At 59.7% G+C, this 12,346-nt stretch carries 7 protein-coding genes; all 7 read right to left on the bottom strand.

The features are described 5' to 3' along the window. Nucleotides 1–3 precede the first annotated feature (3 nt). The 7 genes from HV157_RS25350 to nasR all read right to left on the bottom strand — a co-directional run bounded on the left by HV157_RS25350 (nucleotide 4) and on the right by nasR (nucleotide 12,321). On the bottom strand, nucleotides 4–1,410 hold the full coding sequence (locus HV157_RS25350; protein ID WP_040017701.1) for a YchO/YchP family invasin: 1,407 nt from the start codon (nucleotides 1,408–1,410) through the stop codon (nucleotides 4–6). Between the two features lie 75 nt (nucleotides 1,411–1,485). Further along, on the bottom strand, nucleotides 1,486–3,984 hold the full coding sequence (locus tag HV157_RS25345) for a nitrate reductase (protein WP_040017702.1): 2,499 nt from the start codon (nucleotides 3,982–3,984) through the stop codon (nucleotides 1,486–1,488). Continuing rightward, nucleotides 3,981–7,967: a nitrite reductase large subunit NirB gene (gene nirB, locus HV157_RS25340; protein WP_080765206.1), complete on the bottom strand. Its 3,987-nt coding sequence runs from the start codon at nucleotides 7,965–7,967 to the stop codon at nucleotides 3,981–3,983. Before nirB ends, HV157_RS25345 begins: the two co-directional genes overlap by 4 nt. An 11-nt stretch (nucleotides 7,968–7,978) precedes the next feature. Then, complete coding sequence (locus tag HV157_RS25335) at nucleotides 7,979–8,767, bottom strand: ABC transporter ATP-binding protein (RefSeq protein WP_014170481.1); 789 nt, start codon at nucleotides 8,765–8,767, stop codon at nucleotides 7,979–7,981. 9 nt (nucleotides 8,768–8,776) lie between these two features. Then, a complete protein-coding gene (gene ntrB / locus HV157_RS25330; protein WP_014170482.1) occupies nucleotides 8,777–9,658 on the bottom strand; it encodes a nitrate ABC transporter permease in 882 nt (293 codons plus the stop codon). A gap of 2 nt (nucleotides 9,659–9,660) precedes the next feature. Continuing rightward, a complete protein-coding gene (locus tag HV157_RS25325) occupies nucleotides 9,661–10,908 on the bottom strand; it encodes a CmpA/NrtA family ABC transporter substrate-binding protein (protein WP_025203917.1) in 1,248 nt (415 codons plus the stop codon). A 228-nt stretch (nucleotides 10,909–11,136) separates the two neighbouring features. Then, complete coding sequence (gene nasR, locus HV157_RS25320) at nucleotides 11,137–12,321, bottom strand: nitrate regulatory protein NasR (RefSeq protein ID WP_040017704.1); 1,185 nt, start codon at nucleotides 12,319–12,321, stop codon at nucleotides 11,137–11,139. Between the last annotated feature and the right edge of the window lie 25 nt (nucleotides 12,322–12,346).

Raw genomic sequence — 12,346 nt, 5'->3', positions numbered from 1 at the left:
GCATTACTCATCCGGCAGCAGCTTCCAGCGCGGATCGTCGGTGGGTAATGCCACAAGCGGTTGCGCCACAGCCAGCGTGATCTCATTGGACGAGACGCGCTTGCCATCATTATCTTCGACCACCACCGAAAGCCGCCAGCGGTTGCTCGCGCCCTCACTATCATCCCAGGCAGGCATAATCACGCTCCAGCCGTCTTCGCTGGTATTGTTGGCCGGCGATGTCAGACTCAGCGCCTGCGTATCTCCCTGCCAGTGAAGCTGGCGAATCCCGTGCTTACTGCGGATCTGCAGCTTAAGCATCACGGTTTCGCCCCCTTTAAGATCCCACGGCGGTGTCGCCAGGTAGACGGACAACGTTTTGCTCTGGCGGAACTCCATCACCGGCAGGTTATCCCGCTCTGGCGAATCATAGCGACTGCCGCGCAGAGAACGGGTGGCGGCGACTTCACTGGCAGAAAGTTGCTTCACCAGCGGCACGCCAAAGCGGTAGTTGAGCTTGAGGCCAAGATTATTCTGGCTCACCCCACTCTCCCCTTGCTTATGCCCGGCGGTGAGGGTTACCAGCGGAACGGGGGTATAATTCAGCCCCAGATTGACCGCCACCGGGTTGTGATAACCGGTACCGCTGTTGAACAGGTCAACGTTATCACCAAAATATTGCTCAAAGCTGACGCTGGTATTCAGGTGATGGAACCACGGCAGCCACGCTTTAGCGGTCACGTCGTACCCCCGGGCCATGCGCTGCTCCTGAATGTCAGAGCGATCGCGCCAGCCGGCAAAGGGCTGATAATAGTTCGCAGACAGACGCAGGTTCTCGCCCCATACTTCCGCACCTAACCCGGCACGCTGCAGGTTTTCATCCAGCAGGTTGTCGTAAAAGGTGTTGTAGCCGAGCAACCATTTTCCGGCAACCCAGCGCTGCCCAATGCCGGCATTGCTCACCAGACCGTCAGTCTGCTGCGTCAGGCCAAGCTGGCTCCAGCTCAGATAATGGTTGTTATCGTTCCACGGAATAAACCAGCTGCCGCTGCTGCCGTTAAATTTGCCGTCGTCATCCACCAGCAAGTTCACGCTGGCATTCCCCCACGGCGAAAGCCAGGATTCAATATGCTGGTTCACTTCGCCGCTCACCGCGTCACGCACCTTGCCAAAGGCAAACTGACGCGCCTGCTCGCCTGTCGTCAGGCCGTTATCGGTCATACTGGCTTCGCCAAACGCTTTCGCCATTTCTGCCAGATGTTTTTCGCCCTCGGTCGTGGGCGCCGCCATGCCGAGATCGGGCAGATTATCCCCGTTGTTATCAAAGGGGTTCTGTGCCTGCTGCACAAAGGAATTCGGCGCACCGTGAACGGCTCCGACCGGAATGAGGGGGAGTAAAGCAAGCAAACGAAGATGAGATGAAACAGCCATTAACGTCGTAAGAAATACCCGATGCTTACGTGAGAACACCGGGTACCTTACCGTTATTCCTCACGTTTTGCAGCCTTAAGAGGAATTTTCCGGAATATCCTGAAACATTGTTTTTAGTTCAGGCACACAGGAGCCGCAGTTCGTTCCGCAGCGCAGCCTGGCACCCAGCGCCGCGACGGAATTACACCCTCCCCCAATCGCCTCGCGTATGACGGTTTCCCCCACGCTGAAACAGCTGCAGATGATCCGACCCGGATCGACACTGTCCCCGGTTCCCTGTCCATTCAACAACGCGTGGCGCTCAGCAAGCGTCACGGGAGATGAACGAAACGCGGCTTCAATTACCGCGTGCGCCAGTGTCGGTAACGCAGTGCCTTCCCAGAACCCGAGCATCAGTTGTCCGTCATGCCAGGCCAGCACGCTGCTGCGCTCGCTGGTCTGCGCGACCTGCAGCTGCCAGCCCCGTTCACTGGCGTACTGCATAACCCACGCCAGCAACGGCTTATCCCCCGCCACCGTCAGACGTGAGACTTTACGCCACCAGCAGACAGAGGGGGGAAGCTCCGGCAGTTCACGGGCATAAAGCTCACCCTGCCAGCCCGGCTGCCAGGGCATAATCCTGACGGCCGTCTGTTTACTCTCGGGCTGACCGGACAGCGGGTCACAGCGCCCCTCCACCAGCGCATTCACCTTCCCCTGGCGGGCAAACTGGGCATTCCAGTGCATTGGCACAAACAGCTCACCTTCTCGCTGCCCGTCAGTGATGCGCACTCTTGCCAGCATCACTCCACGCGGAGAGCTGATGCGCGCCAGCTGTCCGTCGTACAGTGAGAAGCGCATGGCATCGGCGGCGCCGATCTCAACACACGGCTCAGCACTATGCTGCATCAGTTTCGGGACGTACCCCGTCCGGGTCATGGTGTGCCACTGATCGCGGATACGCCCGGTATTGAGAATCAGCGGGTATAGCGCGTTTATTGCCGCACCGTGTGGCTGAGGCTCTACCGGCACAATTTCCCGGCGCGCAAAGGCCCCCGCTGGCCACTGATAAGGCTCAAGCCGGTCCCATTCCTCACGGGTAAGTGACGCCAGTTCATGGAGGTTAAACGCCCGCGCGCCGTCATTTTCAAAGGCCGAGAGCGCTGCATGCTCACAAAAAATTTGCTGCGGATGTTCCCAGGCGAAGGCTTCACCATAGCCCAGCGCCTGTGCCACCCGGGCGATGACCCACCAGTCCGGTTTGGTCTCGCCTGGCGCCGGCAGAAAGGCGCGCTGGCGCGAAATACGCCGCTCGGAATTGGTTACCGTACCGTCTTTTTCCCCCCACGCCTGTACCGGGAAGCGGATATGGGCATAGCGGCTGGTGTCGGTCTCCTGCATCACCTCGGAGACAATCACCAGAGGGCAATGTTCCAGCGCCTGACACACCGCGTGGCTGTCCGGCAGCGAGACGGCAGGATTGGTGCCCATGATCCACACCGCTTTCACTTCGCCGCGGGCGATCGCATCAAACAACTCCACCGCCATCAGGCCCGGCGTCTGGGCCAGTCTTTCCGTACCCCAAAAACGCGCCACCCGCGAAAGAGACTCCGGCTCGAAATTCATGTGAGCGGCAAGCTGGTTCGCCAGCCCACCCACCTCCCGCCCCCCCATCGCGTTAGGCTGTCCGGTCAGCGAAAACGGTCCGCAGCCCTGACGGGCGAATTTTCCGCTGGCCAGATGAACGTTGATGATGGCATTACACTTGTCGCTGCCGCTTGAGGACTGATTAATGCCCATGGTGTAGAGCGTGATGGCCCGCGGCGCAGTCACAAACCAGTCGTAGAAGGTCCCCACGTCCTCGGTTGAGAGGCCACAAAACTCAGCCACCCGGGCGATGGGCCACGCGTCGGTTCCCTGAATCAGATTGAGTAAACCGACAAACAGCCCGGCGTCACTGCCGGGCGTAAGCGCCAGATGCAGGTCAGCAATATCGCAGGTGGCCGTTTTGCGCGGATCGATAACCACAACTTTCATCGCAGGGTTGTTCTGGCGCGCCTGTACCAGCCGCTGATACAGCACCGGATGGGTCCATGCCGCATTCGACCCGACCAGCACCACCACATCGCTGTTTTCCACATCCTCATAGCTACACGGCACCACATCTTCACCAAACGCGCGCTTGTAGCCCGTCACCGCGGACGACATACAGAGCCGCGAGTTGGTATCAATGTTTGCCGCACCAATAAACCCTTTCATCAGCTTATTGGCGGCGTAATAGTCCTCGGTCAGCAGCTGGCCGGAGGCGTAAAACGCCACCGCCTGTGGTCCCCAGGTGTCGATGATGGTCTGCAGCCGTTCACCAGCCGCCGCCAGCGCCCGGGACCATTCCACCTCCTGCCCGTCGACCACCGGGTGCAGCAATCGCTCCTGCAGACCGGTCGTTTCGCCTAATGCCGAGCCTTTAACGCACAGGCGTCCAAAACTGGCGGGATGTCGTTCATCTCCGCGCACGGTAACCTTCTCACCCTCTACCGTTGCGATCACGCCGCAACCCACCCCGCAGTAAGGGCACGTCGTTCGGGTTTCATTCATGACGCCTCCGCACGCAAGATCTGCGCGTCGTTCCCGACCCACACCTGACCGTTTTCTATTTTCACCGGCCAGGCGCGCACCGCAGGTTCCCCGTTATCGGCCTGACAGCCGTCGCGCAGACGGATACGCTGCTTATAGAGCGGAGAGATGACCACCGGCTCGCCGGCAGCATCGCCGAGAATGCCGCGTGAAAGCACGTTTGCTGTGCTGCCCGGCTCGAGGTCGTCGAGGGCATAGACAGATTGACCAAAGCGGAAAAGCGCAATCGGTTTTCGCCCCAGCCGGGCGCCGATCCCCGCCTGCTCAGGGATCTCATCGATAGCGCAGACCGCTTGCCAGCGTTTATTCTCCTCCACCGGCTGACGGTTCACTTCGGTACGGAACAACGCCAGACGGCTCGGATCGTTAAGCGTGGTCTGCCATTCACACTGGTAGGTTTCCACCACGCGGGCCATCTCCTGTTCCAGCTCGTGCGCAATGCCCAGGCTGTCGTTAAGAATCACCTCGCGCAGGTAGTCGATCCCCCCTTCCAGATTGTCCATCCACGTACTGGTACGCTGCAGGCGATCCGCCGTGCGGATGTAGAACATCAGGAAGCGGTCGACGGTACGGATCAGCGTCTCGTCATCCAGATCGCTGGCAAAGAGATCCGCATGGCGCGGTTTCATGCCGCCGTTACCGCAGAGATAAAGGTTCCAGCCTTTGTCGGTCGCAATGACGCCCACGTCCTTGCTCTGAGCCTCCGCACATTCACGGGTACAACCGGACACGGCCATTTTAATTTTGTGCGGCGCGCGTAAGCCTTTATAGCGGTGCTCAAGCGTGACCGCGAGACGCGTGGAATCTTGCACGCCATAGCGGCACCAGGTCGACCCGACGCAGGATTTCACCGTGCGCAGGGATTTACCGTACGCGTGACCGGTCTCAAATCCGGCCTCCACCAGCGCCTGCCAGATCGCCGGCAGCTGGTCGAGCGTGGCGCCAAAGAGGTCGATACGCTGTCCGCCCGTGATTTTGCTGTACAGCTGGTAGCGTTTGGCAATCTGGCCGATAGCTATCAAGCCGTCGGCCGACACTTCCCCTGCAGGCATCCGGGGCACGATGGAGTACGTCCCGTCTTTCTGAATATTGGCAAAATAACGGTCGTTGGTGTCCTGCAGCGGCAGATGTGCCGGTTTCAGCAGGTACTCATTCCAGCAGGAGGCGAGCACTGATCCCACCAGCGGTTTACAGATTTCGCAACCGTGCCCCTGCCCGTAACGGCTGATAAGCTGGTCGAAGGTACGAATATGATTGACGCGCACCAGGTGATAGATTTCCTGACGCGACCACGGGAAGTGTTCGCAGATGTCCTTTTTCACCTCCACGCCCTGCTCTGCAAGCTGGTACTCCATCACCTGTTTCACCAGCGCGCTGCATCCTCCGCAACCGGTCGCGGCTTTGGTGCACTGTTTTATGGCTCCAATATCCGCGGCACCGGCACTTACCGCCTGACAGATATCACCTTTGCTGACGTTATGGCAGGAGCAGATCTGCGCACTGTCAGGCAGTGCCGCCACGCCGAGGGCTTTTGGCGCGCTCCCGGCGAAGGAAGGTAAAATCAGCGTTTCAGGCTCTTTGGGCAACGCTATGCCGTTGAGCATCATCTGCACCAGGGTCGCATATTCGCTGGCATCCCCCACCAGTACGCCGCCCAACAGGGTTTTATTGTCCTCACTGACCACGATCTTTTTATAGATTTGCTGCGGACCATGCGTCCATTGATAGCTTAGCGCGCCGGGTGTTCTTCCATGGGCATCACCAAACGAGGCCACATCTACCCCCAGCAGCTTCAGTTTGGTGCTCATGTCAGCCCCGGTAAAGGCGCTCGCCTCTCCCGCCAGCGTGGCCGATGCCACCCGCGCCATCTGATAACCCGGGGCGACCAGGCCAAAAATTTTACCCTCCCACAGTGCACATTCGCCGATAGCGAACACGTCTTTATCGGAAGTCTGGCACTGGTTATCAATGCAAATCCCGCCGCGCTCTCCGGTCACCAGGCCACTGCTGCGCCCCAGTGCATCCTGCGGGCGAATACCTGCAGAGAAGACCACGATGTCAGTTTCCAGCTGTTCGCCGTCCGCAAAGCGCATCACCAGCCCGCCGTTCGCAGAGACGATGTCGGTGGTGGCTTTGCTGGTGTGAACGCCCACGCCAAGCGCTTCGATCTTTTTGCGCAGCATGGCCGCGCCGTCGTTGTCGAGTTGTACCGCCATCAGGTGTGGCGCAAACTCCACGACGTGCGTTTCCAGGCCCAGCTGTTTCAGGGCATTCGCGGCTTCCAGTCCCAGCAGGCCACCGCCAATGACCACCCCGCGACGGGATTGCTTTGCCTGCGCGGCGATGTTATCCAGGTCGTCCAGCGTACGGTAAACAAAGCAGCCCGGCAGCGTGCTGCCCGGTACCGGAGGCACAAACGGGTACGAGCCGGTCGCCAGCACCAGTTTGTCCCAGTGGGTTTCATGCCCACTGGCGGTACGCACGACGTGTGCGTCGCGATCGATACTCACAATTTGCTGCGAGAGGCGAAGCTCAATGCCGTGTTCAGCAAAGAAATCACCGTCCACCAGCGAGAGCGATTCTGCGCTTCGTCCGCCAAAATACTCTGACAAATGCACACGATCGTAGGCGGCATAGCGCTCTTCGCCAAAAACGATAATCTGGTACTGCCGGTGCAAATTGCGCTTCACACAGTCTTCGAGAAAATGATGGCCGACCATACCGTGTCCAACCACCACCAGCGTAGGTTTTGTCATAGCGTTTTGTCCTGCAACCTGCGGTTGCGTAGTGAATCGATTGAACAGCCAGTCCGCGTGGGCGGGCGCAGCCGTTGCCAGTAAATCGGTGAATGTTGCCGCGTTGCGGCAATCCCCCATCAGCAGCACGCCAGCAAGCGCACCGCGATGCAGTAACAAACGGCGATAGTGACGGGTCAGCGGATCCCAGGCGCTCCAGACCACATCGTCTGGCAGAACCTCTACTCGCCCGGCGCTGAACAGCTCCACACCGGGTACTTTGAGGCGCATGCCGCTGTCGGTCAGGGCAAATGGCGTGCTAGCCTCCCCAGCCAGCCGGGCGGCGAGGATATCCGCCTGCGCCAGGCAAGGTGCGACCAGGCCGAACGTCTGGCCGTCGATTTCGCAGCACTCACCGATGGCGCTGATCGCCGGGACTGAGGTCTGCATCTGGTGGTTAACCACAATGCCGCGGGCACAGTGAATGCCGCTGGCTTTTGCCAGTGCGACATTGGGCTGCACGCCGGTCGCCAGCACCACGCGAGAGGCGTTAATCTTGCGTCCGTTGTGTAACGTCACGGCATCCGCCGCAATGGCGGTCACTCCCGATGACAGTTCGCAGCGAACGCCGCGCTCCGCCAGCGCCTCTTCAAGCAAAACGCCTGCCTGGCGATCGAGCTGCTGTTCCATCAGCCACGCACCACGATGCACCAGCGTGACGTTGTCACAAGACCGGACCAGTGCCGCAGCGACCTCAACGCCGAGCACCCCACCGCCCAGCACTACAGCTGGCCCCGGGTTCTCCTGAATCGCGCGGATATCGGCCAGCGTACGAAAGGTGAAGACATGTGGAGCGTCACCGCCCGGAATGGGAGGTACAAAAGGCGTCGACCCGGTGGCAAAGACCAGTTCGTCCCAGGCCAGCGTGGCTGCTGTGGTACGGACCTCGCGTTTCTCAACATCCACGGAGAGCACCTTTTCGCCCCGTCGTACCGTCACACCCCGTGCGTGATACCAGGCGTCATCCTGCAGGCGGATCTGCTGCGCCTGTTTTTCCCCGCCCAGTACCGGCGAGAGCATGATGCGGTTGTAAGCGTGTTCCGACTCCTCGCCAAACACGGTGATCGTGAAGCGACCGGGCGCACGCTCGGTCAGCGAGGCAATCAGCCGTGTTGCGGCCATCCCATTACCGATAACGATCAGTCGCATCACCGCCTCCGTTACGCCGCTTTAGGCTGTTTTTCATAGAGGAAATGGAGGATCTGCTGACGCATATGGTGATAGCGGCTATCGTCCGCCAGCTGAACCCGATTGCGCGGGCGAGGCAGGTCAACATGCAGCACCTCGCCGACGGTGGCCGCCGGGCCGTTAGTCATCATCAGTACCCGGTCAGAAAGCAACACGGCCTCATCCACATCGTGGGTGATAAGCACGATGGTGGTGTTCAGCGCCTGCTGGATTTGCATCACCGAGTCCTGCAAATGCGCGCGCGTGAGCGCATCCAGCGCGCCAAACGGTTCATCCATCAGCAGGACCTTCGGCTTCATCGCCAGCGCACGGGCAATGCCAACGCGCTGTTTCATGCCGCCGGAGATTTCCGAAGGCCGTTTATGCAGGGCATGCCCCATCTGGACGCGATCGAGGTTGTGTTCAATCCACTCCTTGCGCTCCGCCTTGCTCATGGTGCGGCGAAAGACCTGATCCACCGCCAGCGCAACGTTGTCGAAGCAGGTGAGCCACGGCAGCAGAGAATGGTTCTGAAACACCACCGCACGCTCCGGTCCTGGCCCGGCGATTTCGCGGTTATCGCAAATCAGCCCACCTTCGGTCGGCAGGGTGATCCCGGCAATCAGGTTGAGCAACGTCGATTTGCCGCACCCGGAGTGGCCAATCAGGCTCACGGTTTCGCCTTCGTGAATATCAAAAGAGACGTTCTGCAGCGCCAGAAACTCGCCGCTGGCGGTAGAAAAACGCTGGCTCACGGCCTGGACCTGAATTAATGGTTTCATCTTCGCTCCTTATTTTTCCTGCCAGCTAAAGCGACGGGCGATCAGCATCAGCCCCTGCTCCAGCAGCAACCCGACCACGCCAATGATGACGATGGCGATGAGAATGTTTTCGACGTTGAGGTTGTTCCACTCATTCCAGATCCAGAAGCCGATCCCCAGCCCACCGGTGAGCATCTCGGCGGCGACAATGACCAGCCAGGCGATGCCAATAGAGAGGCGAACCCCGGTCAGCACCGCGGGCAGCACGGCCGGGAAGAGGATCCGCCGCATGATGGTCCACTCGGAGAGCTGCAGCACGCGGGCAACGTTGAGGTAATCCTGCGGAATACGACGTACCCCTTCGGCGGTGTTAATCACCATTGGCCATATTGAACAGATAAAAATGGTCCAGCTGGAGGCGGGCTCCGCTTTCTGGAACAGCAGCAGGCCGATAGGCAGCCAGGCTAAAGGACTGACCGGGCGTAACAGTGCAATCAACGGGCTGAACATGCGCGAGCAAAAGGTGAAGCGACCGATCAGGAAACCGAGCGGGATCCCCGCGAGCGCCGCCAGACCAAAACCCACCGCCACGCGCTGCAGCGAAGCGAGCACGTTCCAGCCGATCCCCATATCGTTTGGCCCGTCGCGGTAAAACGGGTCAGCGAAGAGCGTTAATGCGGAATCCAGCGTGCTGAGCGGCGTCGGGAACCCTTTGCTGTTGATCGCGGCCAGTTGCCAGAGCAACACCAGTAACCCGAGCCCCAGCAGCGCCGGGATCACGCGCTGCAGAAGGTCATTCATCCGTCGCGTGAACGTCGGTGCGCGGCGGCGAACCTGTACCGGAGGGAGGGTAATCACTTCCCCGCTCGCCGGCGTCTCGTCTTTCGATTTCGTGCTGTGCAGATGCTGCATAATCAGGCCCCTTTACGGTGAATAGCGAAGCGGTTGGCGTAACCGTCCGGATCGGTACCGTTCCAGACGGTACCGTCCATCAGGGTGCTGCTGCGATACGGTGATGACGGGGTGGATATGCCTCCCACCGCCGTGGCGGCATCCTGCCAGACCGAGGTCTGGTTAATGCGCTGCGCGATGGCGGCATAATCCGGCGCCGATTTGAGCAAGCCCCAGCGGCGGAACTGGGTTAAAAACCACATCCCGTCGGAGAGGTACGGATAGCTGACGGCACCCTCGTTGAAGAAACGGATCGGATGCGCATCCTGCCAGCGCTGGCCAAGCCCGTTGTCGTACTCTCCCAGCATCCGTCCGGTGAGATACTGCTCTTTGGTGTTCAGCCACGCCCGGCGAGAGAGGATTTGGGCGGTCTCACGTTTGTTGTCTGGTGATGCATCGATCCAGCGTGCGGCTTCCAGTACCGCACTCACCAGCGCCCGCGCGGTGTTCGGGTTTTTCTCCACCCAGTCGCGGCGTGTGCCAAGAATTTTTTCCGGATGATCGGCCCAGATCGACTGGGACGTTGCGGCGGTAAACCCGATGCGGTCGTTAATGGCGCGCGCATTCCACGGCTCACCAACGCAAAAGCCGACCATGTTGCCAATCCGCATGTTCATCACCATTTGCGGCGGCGGCACAACCACGGTTCGGACGTCATCGAACGGATTAATGCCCGCGCTGGCCAGCCAGTAGTACAGCCACATCGCATGCGTACCGGTCGGGAAAGTGTGTGCGAAGGTGTAAGTGCCGGGTGCCTGCTGCCCAATCAGCGTTTTCAGCCCGTCGAGATCGCGAACGCCCTTCTCTGCCAGATCGCTGGAGAGCGTGATGGCTTGACCGTTCTGGTTCAGGGTCATCAGGTTTGCCATCTGCTGTGGCTTACCGGCAAGCCCCAGCTCCAGCCCGTACAGCAGGCCGTAAAGAATGTGGGCGGCGTCCAGTTCGCCTGCCACCAGCTTATCGCGCACGGCTGCCCAGCTTGCCTCTTTGGTTGGCACGATGGTGATGCCATATTTTTTATCAAACCCCTTCAGCGCCGCGATAACCACCGGCGCGCAGTCGGTTAACGGTATAAACCCGATGCGCACCGTCTCCTGCTCCGGTTTATCCGAGCCTGCCGCCCACGCGGCCTGCATGACACCCGGTAATAACATGGCGCCGCTCGCCAGCATGCTGGCCTGTAAAAACCGCCGTCTCGACAAATCCGCCATGACCACTCCTGAAAAAAAGACAAAAAAAAGCGCCCACCCGTGCCGAAGCACCGCTGGACGCCTTTATCCCGAAGACAGATGCACCGCCGTTGGCGCACCGTCAAAAATGGTTAATCAGATAATGCAAAGGGAATGCCAGGTTTTACTGCCCTGTTTTTCGGGCGTTTACCGGGAAATCTCCACGACCGCGCACCTCAATCAGGCACTAAATGCCCACTCATTGTGCAGCTACTCCTTAGGGGTTACCTGCCACAAGCTCTTCACGGTGAGCAGCGCGCGGGCGATATCTACCATGCGCTGATTTTTGTCCATCGCCATTTTACGCAGCGCCGTCCATGCCTGTTCCTCACTCATCTTTTGATGGGTCATCAGTACGCTTTTCGCTTTATCGATGGTTTTGCGCTCTTCGAGCGTATCGCGCAGTGACGCGAGCTGACGGGAAAGCTGTTCTATCTCGCGCGCCTGCTGGCGAACCAGGGTTAACAAGGGCTTATCCGGATAAGAGGCCAGCGGATCGTCCTGCTCCTCAGCCGGTAGCGTGTACTCCTCCTGGCGATGGATACGCTCGTCCACCGCGATCATCAGATCGGCGATAACCATCTCCTCCAGGGTGCGCAGATGCTCAAGGCGTGCCGTTTGCAGAGCAAACCAGGCCAGTGCGGTATGGCCATTGTCAGCGGCTGGCTGGCGGGTACAGGCCACGCGCCTCAGTTGCTCCGTCTCACGGTCAGGCTGGCAATTCTGGGAAAAGGTGGTTTGCACATCCGCCGTGCTGTGGGTCATGAAAATCTCGAAGCAGGCCTGCTGTCCGTCAATCCGGTCCACCAGCCGCTGACGGATGCCATCGTCAAAATAGCCCTGCGTGAAGCCAATGGCGCCCAGCGCCCGCTCTTGTCCCGCCAGCTCTTTACCCTGCATCAGGCTATAAAGCGCGACAAAACGGCCTGCGATTTGCGGATCGTCAATGCTGTCGTTAAGCTGCGGTACGATACTGAGCAGATGACGCAGGATGCGACAATAGTGATCCATCGCCTGCGGGGCCGTGATGGTTTGCTGAATAACGCCATCACGAAGGGCTGACAGGTTATCCAGACTGAGCAGCGCGGCGGCTATACGTTCGCACACGCCGCTGCCCTGGAACGGGGAGTGGTTATCCAGAACGTCATAAAGCGCAGTGAGGTTTTCATTCACCAGCGCCCGGCTCGCTTTGCATTCGGCAGCGTACAGCTTACCCTGTGAGCAGAGCCAGACGTTAGAGGCTCCACGCTCGCACTGCAGCATATGCACCAGCAGGCTGATGGCGTTAACCAGCACGCCAAGCTGTGCCAGCCTGCTCAGTTGCTCCCGGCGCATCGACCTTGCACGCTGGAGCCATTCGGTCGCACCTGGCGAAATGCCAGCCATTAATGTCATGCTTACTCTCCCGGACAGCGAAACC

Origin of the sequence: Enterobacter sp. RHBSTW-00318 (assembly GCF_014101375.1) — a bacterium.
GTDB classification, from domain to species: domain Bacteria; phylum Pseudomonadota; class Gammaproteobacteria; order Enterobacterales; family Enterobacteriaceae; genus Enterobacter; species Enterobacter ludwigii.
The sequence above is the reverse complement of the archived record's forward strand: the minus strand, read 5'-3'. Positions and strand labels throughout refer to the sequence as shown.